This is a genomic window from Phytohabitans sp. LZ39 (genome assembly GCF_059359075.1).
In genome coordinates, this window is sequence record NZ_JCADBM010000001.1 from 334,834 (window position 1) to 351,754 (window position 16,921).

Below are 16,921 nucleotides of genomic sequence, written 5' to 3' on the forward strand. Positions count from 1 at the left end.
GACGGTACCGGGTGACGCCACTCACGGCTCTGAGGCACGATCCCCCGAACCGGTGCGGGCGAGTATCGTGCCGACCTCGTCGTCGGTCACCTGGTGGAAATCGTGGTAATAGCGGCTCACCGCGCCGAACTCGTTCGCGCACACCGGGCAGACCACCTCGTCGGCCACCGAGGCGAGGCCGGCGCACGCATCCGCCGAGCCGACCGGTGCGGCCAGCACGATGCGCTCGGCGCCGAGGCGGCGCGCGACCACCACGGCGGCGCGGGCGGTGGCGCCGGTCGCGAGGCCGTCGTCGACGATCACGGTGACCCGGCCGGCCAGGTCGAGGGGTGGGCGGCCGGCCCGGTAGCGCTCCTCGCGCCGCGACCGCTCGGCCTCCTCCTTGCGGGTGACCTCGGCGATCTGCTGCGGCTCGAGCCGGTCGGCGATGTCGTCGTTGAGCACGCGCACACCGTGCGGACCGAGCGCGCCGAACGCCACCTCGGGTGCCCACGGCACGCCGAGCTTGCGCACCACGAGCACGTCGAGTGGGATGCCGAGCCGGGTCGCGACCTCGGCGGCCACCGGCACGCCGCCGCGGACCAGACCGAGCACGACCGCCTCGGGCCGGCCGGCGTAGGCCCACAGCCGGTCGGCTAGCGCCGCGCCGGCCGTCCGCCGGTCTCGGTAGGCGGCTCCCATCCCTCTAGGTGTACGCCGTTGCCGGCGACCACGCCAGGTGCGGACGGGCGGCGCAGCGCGGGCACCCATGCCAGGAACGCGACCGGATACAGCAGGTACCCGAACCGGGTCGAGGGCATCAGCAGGATCGCGGCCAGCAGCCCGTACCCGCAGATGGTGGCGGCCGCGGCGGCAGTGCGGGGTGGGCGGCGGGTGAGCCAGACGGCGATGGCCACCGCCGCCACGGCGAGGAGCGCGCCCGCGATGACCCGGCCGCCGGGCAGGTTGTCGGCGATCAGATAGCCGGGGAACGGGGATTGCGCGGGGCTCGTGACGACGCCTTCGCCGAGGGGGAAGCGGATCACGTTGTCGACGAACGCGGTGGCATCCACCAGCACTGCGGGCAGCAGCGCGAGCGCAGGCAGGCCGATGGCGCCGGCGGCGAGCCGGACCACCTGCGGACGGCCGGCGGTCAGCGCGTGGACCAGCAGCACGGCCACGACCGGCCACGCGAAGAGTTTGAGCGCGGCGGCCAGTCCCACCGCGATCCCCGCCGCGCCGTAACGGCGCGCGGCACACAAGGCCAGAGCCAAAAGACACAGCGTGAGTACCGGCACGTCGTCACCGCCCGTCGCCATCGTGAGCGGTACGAGTGGGAGGACGGTGCCGATTTGAAGGGCGCGCAGCAGCGCGGGTCCCCGATCGAGCAGCTGGATCGCGAGTCCCAGCGCGGCGATGGTGACCAGGGCGAACCAGATGCGTGCGTCCGTCCACCAGGCGTCGCCGGCAATCGCGCGGGGCAGGCCGAAGAGGGCCATCCCGGGCTGGTACGGCAGGTAGCCGAGCAGCTGCTCACCCGGTGGCAGGGTGGCGATGGTGTCGCTGGACAGGTACGGCGTGCCGTGGTCGAGCAGGCGCTGGCCGCCGTGCTCGATGACGATCACTTCCTCCTGGGCCCGGTCGGTGCGCCCGCCGGCCCGCTGCACCGCCTGGATCACCATCGGCAGCAGCGCCGTGGTGACGAACGCGAACCCGGCGATGAGCGCTCGTTGCCGGGTACCCGATCGGTGGGCGACGAGCTGGACCACGACGGCGATGGCCGCGACCGCGTAGCCGGCGGCGGCGACCGCGCCCCAGGCGCGGTGTGGCAGCAGCGTCGAGGTGGCCGCGGTGACGGCGGCGAAAGCGGCCGAGAGCCCGTAGAGCGCGAGGTCGACGACGAGGGTGCGATCCCTGGCAGCGGCACTCACGCGGGCAAGTGTGGCAGGCGATCACCGCGGTTGCGTCCACCGGCCCGGCGGCCGGGCGAGAGGCGGATGACCGAGCCCTCGTCGTGCAGCGCGGGGGCGAGCGTGCCGGGGCGGCCGCCGGAGCCGCGGTGCAGTGCGGCGAGCAGGCGGGCCGACGGCATAGGGCGGGCGAAGAGGTGGCCCTGGCCGGCGGTGCAACCCATCTCCCACAGCGCCCGCCGCTGCGGCTCGCTCTCGACGCCTTCGGCGACCACGACGAGGTTGAGGCTGCGCCCGAGGTCCAATGTGGAGCGGATGACCGCCGCCGCCTCAGGCGAGCTCTCCATCTCACGCACGAAGCCGCGGTCGATCTTCAGCTCGTGTACGGGGATGCGGGAGAGCACGGACAGCGACGAGTAGCCGGTGCCGAAGTCGTCGAGCGCGAGCCGCACGCCCGCGTCGCGCAGCTGGCCGAGCACCTGGTCGACGACTTCGAGCTGGCTGATCGTGAGCGTCTCGGTCAGCTCCAGGAAGAGCCGGTCGGGCGGCAGGTCGTGTGCGCGCAGCCGGGCCACCACGGAGCTGGGGAAGCGCGGGTCGAGCAGGCTGCGCGGCGAGACGTTGACCGCGACCGGCAGGTCGAATCCGGCGTCGCGCCAGGCGCCGGCCGCAACGAGCGACTGGTCGAGCACCGCGTCGGCGAACGCGGGCAGCAGGCCGGAGCGCTCGACCGTCTCCAGGAAGCGCAGGGGGTCGAGGTTGCCCCGGTCGGGGTGGTGCCACCTGGCCAGCGCCTCGGCGGCGAGCACCTCCCCGCTGCCCAGGTCGACGATCGGCTGGAAGGTCACGGTGAACTCGTGCTGGGTCAGCGCCCGCGGCAGGTCGCCGCCGAGCGCGAGGCGGCCGACGTCGGCGGTGTCGCGGGCCCGGGCGTACGTGGCGGTGCGCTGCCCCGAGCGCTTGGCCTGGTACATCGCGACGTCGGCGCGGCGCAGCAGCTCGGGCATCCCGCCGCTGCCCGGCGCGACCGCGATGCCACCGCTGGCCTCGACGCTGATCCGCATGCCGTCGAGCGCCATGGGAACGTGCAGCGCGGCGAGCAGGCCCTCGGCCCGGTGTGCCGCGATGGCGGGCGCGGGCAGCCCGGTGATGAGCACGGCGAACTCGTCTCCACCCAGCCGTGCGACGAGGTCGTCGGGGCGGGCCTCCTGGCGTAGCCGCGACGCCACCTCGACGAGCACCCGGTCGCCGGCGGCGTGGCCGAGCGTGTCGTTGACCTCTTTGAAGTGGTTGAGGTCGATCAGCACCAGCGCGGTGACCCCGTCGGCGTGGCGGTTGGCGAGCAGCTCGGTGCCGTGCTCCAGCAGCTGACGCCGGTTGGCCAGCCCGGTGAGCGCGTCGTGCGCGGCCGCCCGCGCGTGCTCGTCGGCGACCCTGGTCAGCTCCTCGTACGCCGACGCGTTGCGGACGGCCGTGCAGAGCGCGGAGGCGAAGGTGCGCAGCGTGTACCGCTCGCGCTCGGAGAGCTTTACCTGGCCGCGCACCCGTAGCCGCAGCTCGCCGACGTCGGCGCGACCGTCGTGCCCTTCCAGGGCGCGCGGGATGACGGAGCCCGTGGTGGCCGGTGCCCGGTCGGCGGGCCCGTCGTAGGTGACGCCCCGGGCGTTGCCCCGCACGAGCCTGGGCCGGTCGTGCAGCTCCACCTCGACCTCGTCGACCGAGAAGAGCTCGGCGGCGCGGGTGACGGCGCTGCTCAGCACCGCGTCGAGGTCGACGTCGTTGAGCGCGTCGGTGACCTGTGCCAGCCGTTGCCACGCCTCGCGCTCGACCCGGTAGCGCACCCGCGCGGAATACGAGAGGTGAAGGCTGAGGATCAGGAACGGCATCGCGATGAGGAAGCGCCGGTCGGCGTGGAGTGGCACCAGCGTGCACAGCACCACGACGAAGCGGACGGCGAACCCGGCGAGACGCAGATCCCAGTTGCTGCGGAACTTTTGGACGATGCTCGCCTGCGCGGCCAGCGCGATCACGGGGATGGCGAGGACGTCGTCGACGACAGCGGCGACGGCGTACGCCGCGGCCAGCGGGACGATCATCTCCAGCGGCTCGGCGGCGGCGCCCTGCCATCCGAAGAGATGGAGGACTCCACCGGCGGCGGCCGCGACCAACGCGTTCTTTCCCGCGCCGAACGCCGTCTTGAGCGGCGACAACCGCAGGAACATCGAGCCGCCCGCCACGCCGACGGCGGTGCTCAGCACCACCCACTCAGCCGGTGCGACACCGAGGCCGATCATGACGGCGGCCTCGACCCACGTGATGGCGTGCGTGGTCGACCGGATGCGCAGGGGCACCTTGACGACAGTCCCGGCCGCGATCAGGCCGGTGATGGCCACGATCGTCGCGACGTCGGACGCGTGCTCGGGTGGACGGTGGGAGGTTAGGTAGAGAGCCGCCACGACCGCGGCGGAGGCAAACCCGACGACGAGACCGACAAGCAGCAGCAGCCGCCGATCGGTCCCAATGTCACGTCGAAGTCTGTCGGCCAAAGCCAGATCCTCGCGGTGCCGAGAAGTCCGGTGATCTGACTGGGTAGCCTACTCGGTCGGGGGATGTCAGGGACTACTTCACTGCCAGTCGCTGCCGCGCATGACGTCTCCCCTTCTTTCGATGCACTAAGCGGGAAAATTGTTTCGCCGCTATGTGCCGATCTGGCCCCCGTCTTACTGAGAAGGAGCCTAAGGTAAACGTCGCGCGGTTCACACGGATTAGTGTCGTAATGCGCAGTATCAGTAACTCTAGCCCGGATTGTCACGGGCTGTCCCCGTTTGCGGACGGAGCGCGATGGCGCCTCTATCAGAAGCGTTTCCGATCCATCTACAGTTACGCGTTTCGTCGCCGGGCGGAAGACTCGATCTTGTAGATGGCCTGATCACGTGCTGTCGCGCAAAGCGCTATCACCATAGCGGCTCGTCCGATTCGCGTGTTGTGGGCCGGCTCTCACATGCGGATGCAAGGTCGGTTCGGCCGGTTATTTGATCAGATCGATTAGGCCTTCATCCCGTTATGGCGAGAGGCGCCAAAGCCTTCGCCTGCAACCGGTCGAAAACGCAACCCGCCGCCTTGATCGCGTCCCTGTCCCGGTTACCCTGCATAGTTGGTGGCCCGACACTATATCGATGCTTCTCTCTGGGAGACAAACGGTGTTGGAGGTGCGCGTCCTGGGGCCGTTGGAGGCCCGAGTGGATGGTGCCGCTTTGCCGCTGGGCACCCGGAAGCAGCAGACCGAGTTGGTGAGGTTGGCGGTCCAAGCCGGTCGGGCCACGAGCGTCGAAGAGTTGATCGACGAGCGGTGGCCGGCCAAGCCGGCGACAGCGCTGGCCGGCGGAGGTGACATCGCGGCGACCGGCGCGCAGGCCGGTCCGCTTCTGCCGGTGTCCAGGCCGTCGGTGACGCTGGAGACCAGCCGCCGCCGTCTCGTGCCGCTCGACGGCGTACGCCCGGAGTCGCTGCCCGTGATGTCCCGCGATGAGGCGATCGAGCTCCTGGGCAAGGTGGTCGGATCCGATCGGGTCGGTGCCGAGCCGAGCGCGGCCGACGAGGTGGCCCGGCGGTGCGGCTACCTGCGTTCCAACATCCGCGCGCTCGTACACCGGGCGGACGAGGCAGGGCTTTACGATCTTTTCGGCACCGCGGTCATGCACAATTACATCGCTTCGGGCCATCAGCGGATGGGGCGCCATCAGGAAGCGGTAAAGCACCTCAAGGCGGCGCTGGAGCTGTACGAGCGCAGCGGAGACCCGCTCGGCGCGAGCACCGCCCGCGCCAACCTCGGCCTGGTGTACCTCTGGCTGGGCCGCCCCGAAGACGCGGTGGTGGTCCTCCACGAGGCACAGCAGAAAGCGCTCGCCGGCATCGCATCCTGGATCGAAAAGGACGATCCGGCCGAGGCCCGCCGGGCATTGGTCCTCTTCAGACAGATGAAGGTTCCGGAGCAATTCGACATCGAGCGGCGTCTTGACTAGTCGCGGCGCTCATGCGGGCCGGCGGCGCGACGAGACGCTTGGTCGCCTCTGTGCGGCACAGCCTATGATCAGCGGGAACGCGGCGTCCGGCTCGACCAGGCGTTAGGCAGGCCCGACACTATATCGATCCTTCTCTCTGGGAGACAAACGGTGTTGGAGGTGCGGGTCCTAGGGCCGTTGGAGGTGCGAGCCAACGGCGCGGCGCTGCCGCTGGGCACCCGAAAGCAGCAGACCGTGCTGGCGATGCTGGCGGTCCAAGCCGGTCGCGTGGTGGGTGTCGAGGAGCTGATCGACGAGCTGTGGCCGGACGATCCGCCCGCCTCCGCCGTGCCCAACACACGCACCTACGCCGCCAACCTACGCCGGCTCTTCGACGCCACCGACGCCGCCCGGGGCCTGATCCGCCGGCAGGGCGACGGGTATGTGCTGCGGACCGACCGATCCGGCGTCGACCTTCAGGCTTTCCTCGACGAGTGCCAGGGCGCCCGTGAGCTGCGGGCCGCAGGCGAGCCGGCCAAGGCGGCCACCGTGCTGGCCGGTGCGTTGGCGCGCTGGCGCGGTTCGATGCTGGCCGGCGTGACGCAGGGCCCGGTGCTCGCGGCCCGTAGCGCGGCGCTGGAAGAGGAGCGGCTGGTCGCCACCGAGGATCTCGCCGACGTCCACCTCGAGCTGGGCCAGCCGGCCGAGGCCGCCCGGCTGATGCGCGACCACACCCAGATGCACCCCCTGCGCGAACGGGCGTACGGGCTGCTGATGCGGGCGCGGGCCGCCGCGGGCGACGTCCCCGGCGCGCTGAGCACCTACACCGCGGCGCGGCGGGCACTCGGCGAGGAACTCGGCATCGAGCCGGGTCCGGCCCTGCGCAGGCTGCACCGAGACCTGCTGAAGCCCGCCGTGGAGCCAGGTCCGGCCGTGACCACCCAGCCGCCGGCGCCGGTGGCGAGCTGGTTACCGCGCCGGGTCGCCGACTTCACCGGCCGGGCGGATCTCGTGGCGCGCCTGCTCGGCGCGGGGCGGGAGGCCGGTGACCACCCGGTCATCCAGGTGATCGACGGCATGGCCGGCAGCGGAAAGACCACGCTCGCGGTCCACGTCGCGCACCAGCTCGCCGGGCACTACCCGGACGCGCAGCTCTTCATCGACCTACAGGGCCACGGCGAAAGCAGCCCGGTCGAGCCGGCCCCGGCGCTGGTCACCCTGCTCCGGCAGATCGGCGTCTCGGGCGACCGCATCCCGGCGGACGTCGACAACCGGATCGCCCTCTGGCGCACCGAGCTGGCCCGGCACCGCGCCGTCGTCGTGCTCGACAACGCGGCGAGCACCGACCAGGTCACCCCGCTGCTGCCCACGACCGGTGCGTCGATGGTCCTGGTGACAAGCCGGCGCCGCCTCGCCGCGATGGAGGGCGGGCATCCGCAGTCGCTTCCCGAGCTTTCGGCTGAGGAGGCGGTCGAGCTGCTGGCAAACACCGTCGGACCGGCGCGGGTGCGGGCCGAGCCGCAGGCGGCCGGCCAGGTGGTGGCGCGTTGTGGATACCTGCCGCTGGCGATCCGGCTGGCTGGCGCACGGCTGGCCCACCGTCCGGGCTGGCGCCTTGCGGATCTCGCCGACCGGCTCGGGCACCAGGCGACGGTCCTCGCCGAGCTGACCGCGGAAAACCGCTCGATCGCCAGCGCGTTCGGCTTGTCCTACGCTCCCCTGCGCTCGCCGACGAAGCGGATGTTCCGGCTTCTCGGGCTGTGGCCGGGTGAGCACTTCCCGGTCGAGGCGGCGGCGGCGCTGTCCGGCCTCTCCCTGCCGGAGACCGCGCAGGTGATCGACGAGCTTGTCGACCGCCATCTCGTGGAGGAGCCCGACGCGGGGCGGTTCCGCCTGCACGACCTGATGAGCGAGTACGCCAACGCCCTTACCCAGGCCGTCGATCACGCGCAGCAGCGGGAGGCCGCCATGGCCGCGCTCCTCGACTACTACGTGCACTCCGCCGCGGCGGTGACCGAGCCGCTGGAGCCGCCCGCGCTGCGGCGCCACCTCGACCTCGCCCCACCGGCGCGGCCGGACCTGCTCCAGGCACAGGGCACCGTCGACAGCGACTGGCTCGAGCGCGAGCGGTCGAACGTCCGCGCCCTCATACGCCTCGCCGAGGAGGCCGGCCTCGACGGGTACGTCTGGCGGCTGGCTCGGGCGGCGTGGCGGTTCCACTTCCTGCGCGGCTACTACGACGACATCATCGAGCTACAGCAGCGCGGCCTCCGTGCCGCCGAGCGGCTGAATGACGACAAAGCGATCGCCGCGATGCACAACTACCTCGCATCGGGCTACCAGCGCGTCGGCCGCTTCCTGGAGTCCATCCAGCACCTGGAGATCGCGGTCAGGCTGCGCGAGCGCATCGGGGATGTCGCCGGCGCCTCGCAGACCCGGGCAAACGCGGCCAGCGTCTACGCGCACCTCGGGCGGTTCGACCAAGCCGTCGCGCTGAACGAACGGGCGCTCGCCGAGAGCCGGCGCCTGCTCGACGTGTCGGTCCTGCTGATCCTGCCCAACCTCGGCATCCCGTTGATGTACCTCGGCCGGCTGGACGAAGCGCTCCGGGTACACCGGCTGCACCTCTTCCTCGGCCGGCAGAGCGGTGTCACGTACCACGTGGCCCAGGCACTTGGTCACATCGGCGCGGTGCGTGCCCGCATGGGCGACGCCCGCCAGGCGATCCGGCTCATCAACGCGTCGCTCGCGCTCAAGCAGCGGATCGGTGTCCGCCTGGGGGTGGCCGAGTCGACCAACGACCTGGCCAACGCCCACCGCGAGCTCGGTCACCTGGCGGAGGCGGAGCGGCTTCACCGGGTCGCCCTGCGCCGCTCCACCGCCGTGGGGCAGCGGAGCATGGACGTCGCCACCATGAACGACCTCGGCCGAACCCTCGTCCGCGCCGGCCGGTCGCGTGAGGCCGTCGAGATGCACGAGCAGGCGCTCGCGCTCGCGACGAGCCTTGGCAACCCGTACGAACAGGGAAGGGCGCTGTCCGGCATCGCCGCCTGCCGCGTGGACGACGATCCCGCCGAGGCGCGCCGCCACTGGGAGCGGGCCTTGGTCCTCTTCCGCCGGATAGAGGTGCCGGAGCGGTACGCGGTGGAGCAGCACCTTTCCGCGCTCGCGCCGGCCAGGGGTCCCTGAGAGTCCGCTGAGAGGCTATCGCCGCATTATCGATTTTTTGTCGATCTCCTGATCGCGGCCCCCGTACGGTCGCGAGCGTGCCCGTGGCAAGGCGCACAGGGAGGCGTAAAAATGGGGCGGCCAGAGCGCGGTCTCGACGCTGTCGACGGGCCGGTGGAGCGATTCGTCGCCGAGCTTCGCGACCTGCGGCGCACTGCGGGCAACCCGAGCTACCGCGAATTGGCGAGGAGGGCGCATTACGCCCCGACGACGTTCTCCTCGGCGGTGTCCGGATACCGGCTGCCGACGCTGGAGGTGACGCTCGCGTTCGTCACCGCGTGCGAGGGCGACGTGATGCGCTGGGAAGAGCGGTGGCGACTGGCGGACAGCCAGGCGCGGGAGGCCGCCACCAGGTCGACCGAGGGGGTGGCCCGCGCGCCGTACCGCGGGCTGGGCGTGTACCAGCCGCACCACGCGGAGTGGTTCTTCGGACGTGAACGCCTGATCGCCAAGCTGGTCGGCATGCTGTCCGTACGCCGGGCGGTGGTCGTGTCCGGCGCCAGCGGTACCGGCAAGTCGTCGCTGCTGCGAGCGGGCCTGATACCGCGCCTCGGCGCGCTGCCGGTGCGGCCGGCGTTCCTGCCGATCCTGATGACGCCCGGGCGGCACCCGGCCGCGGAGCTGTCGCGGCGCATAGCCGAGGTCACCGCCCGTACCCCGCACGAGGTGGCCCTGACGGTCGTCGTCGACCAGTTCGAGGAGATCTTTACCCGCGGTGCCGAGCAGGCCGAGTTCCTCGCCGCGCTGCGGGTTCTCGTCCAGTCGCCGCACGGCCGGCACCGGGTGGTCGTCGGCGTGCGCGCCGACTACAGCGAGCGCACCACCGACCTCCTATCCCCTGCCGACCACGGCGTGGGGCGGCTGACGGTCGGCGAGATGACCGGACCGGAGCTGAGGGAGTCCATCGTCCGCGCCGCGCGGCAGGCCGGGCTCGCGGTGGAACGCGCCCTCGTGGCCCGCATCGCGGCGTCCGCGCCGGGCACACCGCACGCCCTTCCGCGCATCTCGCACGCGCTCCTCGAAGCGTGGCGCCGGCGGCGCGGTGTGGTCATCACCGTCGGCGGATACGAGGCCGCGGGCGGCATCGCCGGTGCCGTGGAGCAGACGGCCGAGAGCGTACACACCGCCCTGGACGCGTCCCAGCGGCAGGCGCTGCGCTGGACGCTGCTGCGGCTCGCTCGGCTCGACGGCGCGGGCAACGTGACACTCCTCGGCCCGGTACCGGCCAGCCACAACGCCGTGGCGGCTGCGGCGATCGGTCGCATGGCGGTGGCCGGCCTGCTCGCCACCACGCCGGACACCGTGGAGATCCCGCACGAAGCTCTCGTGACGGCTTGGCCGCGGCTACGGGCCTGGCTCCGCGACGCGAACGCCGACCGGTTGGGCGGGCCGCCCCGGGTCCTGTCGGGTTCGTTCCGATCCGCGTCATAGAGCCGGTGCATTACAAGCGGCCTGCCGTCGCGCGTATCCGGATTCCCCGCGGCGGCCGGCTTTTACGGGCGGAGGGGCGCCACGGGGGCGCTCCCTTCCCCAGCCCGCCGCATAAGCTCGCCTGGTGACGGATTCCGCCCATCTAACCCACGTCGACGCCGCAGGCGCGGCCCGCATGGTGGACGTGTCGGCAAAGTCGGTCTCGGTGCGCCGCGCGGTCGCCGCCGGGCGCCTGCGCACCACCGCCGAGGTCGTCGACCTGCTCCGCCGCGACGGCCTGCCCAAGGGCGACGCGCTTGCCGTGGCCCGGGTCGCCGGGATCATGGGCGCCAAGCGCACGCCCGACCTGATCCCGCTCTGCCACCCGATCGCCCTGCACGGCGTCACGGTCGACTTCGAGCTGACCGGCGAGACCGTGGAAATCACGGCGAGTGCCAAGACGGCCGATCGCACGGGTGTCGAGATGGAGGCGTTGACCGCCGTGGCCGCCGCCGGGCTCGCCCTGGTCGACATGGTCAAGGCCGTCGACCCGGCCGCTTCCATCGAGGGGGTACGGGTGCTGAGCAAGGAAGGCGGCAAGACCGGCGACTGGACCCGGCCGGAGGATCGTCCGTGATCCGGGCGCGCGTGGTCGTCGCCTCCAACCGCGCGGCCGCCGGGGTGTACGCGGACACGAGCGGGCCGCTGCTCGTCGAGGGCCTGCGCGAGCTTGGCTGCGACGTGGGCGAGCCGGTGGTGGTGCCGGACGGCGAGCCGGTCGCCGACGAGCTGCGCCGCGCGGTCACCGACGGGCTCGACGTGGTGCTGACCAGCGGCGGCACCGGCATCACGCCGACCGACCGCACGCCCGACGTGACCCGTGAGCTGCTCGACTACGAGGTGCCGGGCATCGCTGAGGCGATCCGGGCGTACGGGCGGGACAAGGTGCCCACCGCGGCGCTCTCCCGCGGGCTGGCCGGCGTCGCCGGTCGTACCCTCGTCGTCAACCTCCCGGGCTCGAAGGGTGGGGCTCGCGACGGCCTTGCCGTGCTCGGGCCGTTGCTGGCACATGCCGTCGATCAGCTGCGCGGTGGCGACCACGCGAGCCAGACACAGGGATAGGCTCGCCTGGTGAGCACTGAGACAGCGCCGGTCTCGTGGGCCGAGGCGCGGTCGCTGGCCTACACGGCCGGCCTGGCCGCCGCCCAGCCGGCGGTGCGGGTGCCCCTGGCTGAGACCGACGGGCACACGCTGGCCGAGCCGCTGACCACGCTGACCGACCTGCCCGCTTTCCCGACCTCCAGTGTGGACGGTTGGGCGGTGCGTGGCCCGGGGCCGTGGCGGGTGGTCGGGCGGGTGCTCGCCGGCAGCAGCCCCGCACCGCTCGGCGAAGACGGCACCACCGTCGAGATCGCCACGGGCGCGATGCTTCCCGAGGGCGCCACGACGGTGCTCCGCGTCGAGGATTCAGCGCACACGCCCGACGGCCACGTGACCGGCACGCCGCGGGCGCAGCCCGAGTGGCGGGTGCCGGGTGACGAGGCGCACCGGGGCGAGGTGCTGCTGCCCGCCGGCGCCGCGGTCAACCCGGGCGTGATCGGCTTGGCCGCGTCCTGCGGCTACGACACGTTGCCGGTGCGCCGCCCGCCGCGCTCGGCGCTGCTGGTCTTCGGTGACGAGCTGCTCACCACCGGCCTGCCCGGCGCCGGTCGGGTGCGTGACGCTCTTGGCGCGCCGGTCCCGGCCTGGCTCCGCCGATACGGCGCGGAGCCCGGCCTTTTCGTCGGTCCGGTCGAAGACACGCTCGCCGCGCACGTGGCCGCGATCCGCAAGGCGCTCGACAGCGCCGAGCTGGTGTGCACCACCGGCGGCACGATGCGCGGCCCGGTCGACCACCTCCACCCGGCTTTGCGCGAGCTCGGCGGTGAGTACGTGGTGAACACCGTCGCGGTCCGCCCCGGCTTTCCGATGCTGCTCGCCCGGGTGCCCGGGCCCGACGGGCGGTCCCGCTTCCTCGCCGGCCTCCCCGGCAATCCGCAGTCCGCGATCGTCGCGCTCGTGTCGCTCGTCGCGCCGCTGCTCGCCGGGCTGCACGGCCGCCCCGAGCCGGTGCTGCCCACGATCACGCTGGCCGAGGCGGTGCCCGGCCGGGGCGAGCACACGCATCTGGCGCTGGTGCGGGTCGACCCGGTCGACCACGTCGCCCACCCGGTGCGGCACGTCGGTTCGGCGATGCTGCGCGGGCTGGCGCAGGCCGACGGGTTCGCGGTGATCGCGCCGGGTACGACCGGCGAGCCGGGCGCGGTCGTACCGTTCGCGCCACTTCCCCTGTTCATGGGAGAGCGGCCATGACCGATTCCGTCGTGTTGCTGGCGGTCACCGACCTGCCGCTCGACCTGGCCGCGCACGAGGCCGCGGTCGCCACGCGCCAGGCCGGCGCGGTCGTGTCGTTTCAGGGTGTCGTCCGCGACCACGACCACGGCCGCACGGTCACCAAGCTGGAATACGAAGGCCACCCGACCGCCGAGGCCGTGCTCCGTGAGGTGGCCGCCGAGATCGCCGCCGACCCCGATGTGCACGCGGTGGCCGTGTCGCACCGGGTCGGTCCCCTCGAGATCGGCGACGTCGCGCTGGTGGCCGCCGTGAGCACCGCGCACCGGGCGGCCGCGTTTGCCGCCTGCGCCCGCCTCGTCGACGAGGTGAAGGCCCGGCTGCCGATCTGGAAGCACCAGATCTTCACCGACGGCACCGACGAGTGGGTCAACTGCCCCTGAGCGCCTCGTCCTGCCTGCGCGGCTCTTCCGGCTGGCGGAACGGGCGCCGGGGCACCTCCTGGGGCGGCGGGGGGGTCCTACTTGCTGGCTCGCTCCGCTCGCTCGGCCCCGGCTGCCGGTTCAATTCGGGCAGCTCGCTGCGCGCCCAGCCCCGAATTGACCCGGGCTCGGGGTCGAAGCACCGTATTGCCCACCGCGTAGGACGGGCCGTAGAACGCCGGCTCGGCCCCCGGGCGCCACGGCAGCGCGGCCACCAGCACGATGATCGCCAGCGCGAGCGAGTTTTCCATCAGCGCGCCCCACAACCCGTCGGCGTAGTGCGAGACCTGCGGCAGCTGGTGCTCGTACGGCCAGATGGGTGAGCGCACGAAGAGCAGGAATAGGCCGAGGGCCGCGAGCGCGTGCCGGATGCCGGTGAGTGCGGGGAACCAGATCGGCGTGCGCAGCCCGGTCAGCGCGGCGAAGCCGGCGGCCGCCGGCCCGGGGCGGCGGATCGGCCCGCGACTGGCGTCACGGCGGCGCAATGTCGCGTCGAACAGGACGATGATCGCCGGGAGCACGTAGAGCAAGTGGTGCGACCACGAGATCGGGCTGATCACGTTGGTGGTCAGGCCGACCAGCGTGAACGCGGCCAGCTCGTCACCGTCGGCGTGCGCGTGGTTGGCGCGGGAGAGGCCCACCGCGAGCAGCAGCAGCGCGAACGCCAGCCACAGCAGCGTGGGTGCGCTCACCGAGTCGTACATCCGGGCGAGCACGCCGGCGAGCGACTGGTTGGGCGTCATGTCCGCCGCACCGACCCGCTCCGTCTGCCAGAGCACGCTCGTCCAGTAGGTCATCGACTCGCGTCCGGCCACCGCGAAGGTGCCCATGGTCACGCCGACCGCGGTGGCGATCGCGGTGAACGCGACCCGCCACTGCCGGGAGATCACGAAGTAGACGATGAACAGGGCCGGCGTCAGCTTGATCGACGTGGCGAGCCCGACGCCGACCCCGGCCCAGGCGCCGGTGGCGAAGAAGCGGGTCAGCTGCCCCTGGAGCGGGCTGCTCCGGCCGCGGGTGCGCCACCGCAGCGCCACCATGTCGGCCATGATCAGACCGAAAAGCAGGAGATTGATCTGCCCGAACCCGAGCGTCTCGCGGACCGGCTCGGTGGCGGTAGCGAGCGCTGTGGCGACACCGACGACAAACCACAGCGACCAGCCGTAGCGGCGGACGATCGGGGCGAGCAGCGCGGTCAGCACCAGGGCGAGGGCCCCGAGGCTGGCGATGACGTTGACCCAGCCGGCGGCCTCCACGGGTACGAGCGCCAGCGGCATCATCAGGATGCCGGCGAAGGGTGGATATGTGTATCCGATCGTCATGCCCGGAGCGATGAAGTCGTATAGCTCGTTACCGCCCGCCCACCAGACCACCGCGCCGTGGTAGATCTTCATATCGAAGAAGTCGTAGAACCGTCCGTACGCCTCGATGGCGCGCCAGGCGGCGTAGAAGGTAACGGCGATGATGCCGACCCGCACGACCACCCAGAGGTCGATCCCACTGAGCACGCGGCGGACTGGGGCGAGGCGGCCCATCCGTCTCCCGACGGTCGCCGGCATGGCGTGGCCACCCCCGTACCAAAATCGTTCCCACCCAGGTCCGCCTAGAAGCCTAGAACGGCCTGTCACTCCAGTACCTCCTGCGTTACCCGACCGTGTCCGATCCCACACTGGTTCGCGACATTTCCAACGGGTTAACGTACGGCGTGTAGTTCAGGTGATTCGGGTGGGTTATCCGGGCAGGTGCCGGCCCACCGCCGCCGATTTGACGGCGATGCGCGCGTCGCGGCGAGCGGCCCGGACGCCACGCTGGATCGAACGCCGCCGATCTCCCATGAAGCGCTCCGTACGGTAGCGCAGGCTCGGCCGTCCCTCGGTGTCGGCGGCCGCCAGCAGCAGGCCGCCGAAGAGTCCGATGTTCTTCAGCACGTGGATCTGATGAGCCCGCCGCTCCGCCGGGTCGTCCTGCTCCCAGAACGCGTGGCCGGCGAGCGTCGTCGGCACGAGGGTGCCGGCCAGCACCGCCGCGGCGGTGCGGCTGCCCCGCCCCGTGGCCAGGAGCAGCCCAGCGACCGCCTGGATCGCGCCGTTGATCCGGACCAGCGCGCGGGCGTCGGTCGGCAACGGGGTGGGCGCCTTGTCGAGCAGCGGTGCGACCCGATCCGTGACCCGCTTTGCCTTGGGCACCAGCGGGTCCGGGTTGACCAACGCTTGCGCGCCATTGGCCACGAAGATCGCGCTGAGCATCGCGCGCGCCGCGGTGCGTACGGGTCTCATGGGCCCTTCATACCCGGTCGTGGTGCTGCTTACCCCACTGTTCGGAGGTATCGGCCAAAGTGCGGAACGGTGAACGCCACCGTCCCCCGCTCACCGGAGTAGATGAGTCCCTTTTTGATGAGCGCGTCGCGGGCCGGCGAGAGGCTGGCCGGCTTGCGCGCGAGCTGCTTGGCGATGTCGGCGGTGGACACCGCGGCGTCCATGTCATCCGTCGGCTCGGCGGCGGACAGCGCCGCCATCGCCCGCATGTACTCCCGCTCGGCCGGGGTGGCCCGCTCGTAGCGCGAGCCGAAGAACCCCACGGCCAGCTCGGCCTCGGCCTCCGGCGCCGCCACCCGCACGTCTTCCGCGGTGATCGGCGAGCGCGGCGCGTGGTCCCAGGTCGCCTTCCCGTACGCCTGCACGAAGTACGGGTAGCCGCCGGACTTCTCGTAGAGCAGGTCGAGCGCCTTCTGCTCGTACTCGACCTCTTCGCGGGACGCTGGCGCACCCAGCGCCTGGTCGGCCGAGAGCCGGTCGAGCCGGTCGATCCGCTGGTAGCGGAACAGCCGCTCGGAGTACGACTTCGCGGCGGACAGCACGGCCGGCAGGTGTGGCAGCCCGGCGCCGACCACGATGAGCGGCGCACCGAGCTGGGACAGCTCGTGGCAGGCGGCACAGAGCGCGGAGATGTCGTCGGGCCCGAGGTCCTGCATCTCGTCGATGAACAGCGCGATGCCGGTGCCCACGTCGGTGGCCACGCTGGCCGCGTCGGTGAAGAGCTCGACCAGGTCGATCTCGATGTCGCCGGAGTCGGCCCGCCCGGCCCGCGCGGGCACGTCGATGCCCGGCTGCCACCGGTCGCGGAGCTTCGCGTTGGCCGCGTTGGCGCGCAGGGCGAACGCCTTGAGCACGCCGAGGAACTCGTCGATCCGATCTGGCGCGCGGTGGTGCGGGGCCAGCTCGCGCACCGCCATGTGCAGCGCGGCGCTGACCGGCCGGCGCAGCGCCTGGTCGGGGCGGGCCTCGATCTTGCCGGTGCCCCAGAGCCGGCCGATGGCCTGCGAGCGAAGCGTGTTGAGCAGCACGGTCTTGCCGACGCCGCGGAGCCCGGTGAGCATCAGGCTGCGCTCGGGGCGACCGCGGGCCACCCGCTCGAGCACGATGTCGAAGACCTCGAGCTCGCGATCGCGGCCGGCGAGTTCGGGTGGGCGCTGCCCGGCGCCCGGCGCGTAGGGGTTGCGGACCGGATCCACGTATCGCACCGTATCGGCTCGTCTAGGGCAGAACCTAGAAAGCCGTATAGGCGTGTCGAGGGAAATCGA

Annotated in this window: 13 protein-coding genes; 7 read left to right on the top strand and 6 right to left on the bottom strand. The window is 72.1% G+C overall.

What is annotated here, in order from left to right; all coding sequences use genetic code 11:
* Positions 1–21 precede the first annotated feature (21 nt).
* From AC5L36_RS01535 to AC5L36_RS01545, 3 genes are read right to left on the bottom strand one after another with little or no spacing between them, the layout of a single operon-like run.
* Positions 22–681, bottom strand: coding sequence for a phosphoribosyltransferase (locus AC5L36_RS01535; RefSeq protein ID WP_441216001.1), 660 nt, complete (start codon positions 679–681; stop codon positions 22–24).
* Positions 636–1,910 carry a glycosyltransferase family 87 protein gene (locus AC5L36_RS01540; protein ID WP_441216000.1) on the bottom strand — a complete coding sequence of 425 codons (1,275 nt, stop codon included), beginning with the start codon at positions 1,908–1,910 and terminating at the stop codon, positions 636–638. The genes AC5L36_RS01535 and AC5L36_RS01540 overlap by 46 nt, the downstream gene beginning before the upstream one ends.
* A complete protein-coding gene (locus AC5L36_RS01545) occupies positions 1,907–4,435 on the bottom strand; it encodes a putative bifunctional diguanylate cyclase/phosphodiesterase (protein WP_441215999.1) in 2,529 nt (842 codons plus the stop codon). The genes AC5L36_RS01540 and AC5L36_RS01545 overlap by 4 nt, the downstream gene beginning before the upstream one ends.
* Before the next feature lie 693 nt (positions 4,436–5,128).
* Between AC5L36_RS01545 and AC5L36_RS01550 the strand changes: the two genes are divergently transcribed.
* The 7 genes from AC5L36_RS01550 (at position 5,129) to AC5L36_RS01580 (ending at position 13,302) form a co-directional block, all read left to right on the top strand.
* Entirely contained in the window at positions 5,129–5,911 is a 783-nt protein-coding gene (locus tag AC5L36_RS01550; protein WP_494907260.1) for a tetratricopeptide repeat protein, read from the top strand.
* A 150-nt stretch (positions 5,912–6,061) separates the two neighbouring features.
* Positions 6,062–9,079 (top strand): AfsR/SARP family transcriptional regulator, encoded by a 3,018-nt coding sequence (locus tag AC5L36_RS01555; RefSeq protein WP_441215997.1) that lies wholly within the window; start codon positions 6,062–6,064, stop codon positions 9,077–9,079.
* A gap of 111 nt (positions 9,080–9,190) precedes the next feature.
* Positions 9,191–10,549, top strand: a complete 1,359-nt coding sequence (locus AC5L36_RS01560; protein WP_441215996.1) for an ATP-binding protein — start codon at positions 9,191–9,193, stop codon at positions 10,547–10,549.
* A gap of 124 nt (positions 10,550–10,673) precedes the next feature.
* Positions 10,674–11,165, top strand: a complete 492-nt coding sequence (gene moaC, locus AC5L36_RS01565) for a cyclic pyranopterin monophosphate synthase MoaC (RefSeq protein ID WP_441215995.1) — start codon at positions 10,674–10,676, stop codon at positions 11,163–11,165.
* On the top strand, positions 11,162–11,650 hold the full coding sequence (locus AC5L36_RS01570; protein WP_441215994.1) for a MogA/MoaB family molybdenum cofactor biosynthesis protein: 489 nt from the start codon (positions 11,162–11,164) through the stop codon (positions 11,648–11,650). The genes moaC and AC5L36_RS01570 overlap by 4 nt, the downstream gene beginning before the upstream one ends.
* 9 nt (positions 11,651–11,659) lie before the next feature.
* Positions 11,660–12,880 carry a molybdopterin molybdotransferase MoeA gene (locus AC5L36_RS01575; RefSeq protein ID WP_441215993.1) on the top strand — a complete coding sequence of 407 codons (1,221 nt, stop codon included), beginning with the start codon at positions 11,660–11,662 and terminating at the stop codon, positions 12,878–12,880.
* On the top strand, positions 12,877–13,302 hold the full coding sequence (locus AC5L36_RS01580; RefSeq protein ID WP_441215992.1) for a molybdenum cofactor biosynthesis protein MoaE: 426 nt from the start codon (positions 12,877–12,879) through the stop codon (positions 13,300–13,302). Before AC5L36_RS01575 ends, AC5L36_RS01580 begins: the two co-directional genes overlap by 4 nt.
* 77 nt (positions 13,303–13,379) lie before the next feature.
* On the opposite strand, the gene AC5L36_RS01585 is transcribed toward AC5L36_RS01580, so the two are convergent.
* From AC5L36_RS01585 to AC5L36_RS01595, 3 genes are all read right to left on the bottom strand, one after another.
* Positions 13,380–14,900, bottom strand: coding sequence for a glycosyltransferase 87 family protein (locus AC5L36_RS01585; RefSeq protein WP_441215991.1), 1,521 nt, complete (start codon positions 14,898–14,900; stop codon positions 13,380–13,382).
* A 171-nt stretch (positions 14,901–15,071) separates the two neighbouring features.
* Positions 15,072–15,617, bottom strand: a complete 546-nt coding sequence (locus AC5L36_RS01590) for a DoxX family protein (protein ID WP_441215990.1) — start codon at positions 15,615–15,617, stop codon at positions 15,072–15,074.
* A gap of 29 nt (positions 15,618–15,646) precedes the next feature.
* On the bottom strand, positions 15,647–16,852 hold the full coding sequence (locus AC5L36_RS01595; protein ID WP_441215989.1) for a DUF8462 domain-containing protein: 1,206 nt from the start codon (positions 16,850–16,852) through the stop codon (positions 15,647–15,649).
* Between the last annotated feature and the right edge of the window lie 69 nt (positions 16,853–16,921).

Bases quoted from the DNA above. Each gene is read 5' to 3' on its own strand.
- AC5L36_RS01535 (WP_441216001.1), bottom strand. From the start codon at position 681: ATGGGAGCCGCCTACCGAGACCGGCGGACGGCCGGCGCGGCGCTAGCC.
- AC5L36_RS01590 (WP_441215990.1), bottom strand. From the start codon at position 15,617: ATGAGACCCGTACGCACCGCGGCGCGCGCGATGCTCAGCGCGATCTTC.
- AC5L36_RS01585 (WP_441215991.1), bottom strand. From the start codon at position 14,900: ATGCCGGCGACCGTCGGGAGACGGATGGGCCGCCTCGCCCCAGTCCGC.
- AC5L36_RS01580 (WP_441215992.1), top strand. From the start codon at position 12,877: ATGACCGATTCCGTCGTGTTGCTGGCGGTCACCGACCTGCCGCTCGAC.
- AC5L36_RS01560 (WP_441215996.1), top strand. From the start codon at position 9,191: ATGGGGCGGCCAGAGCGCGGTCTCGACGCTGTCGACGGGCCGGTGGAG.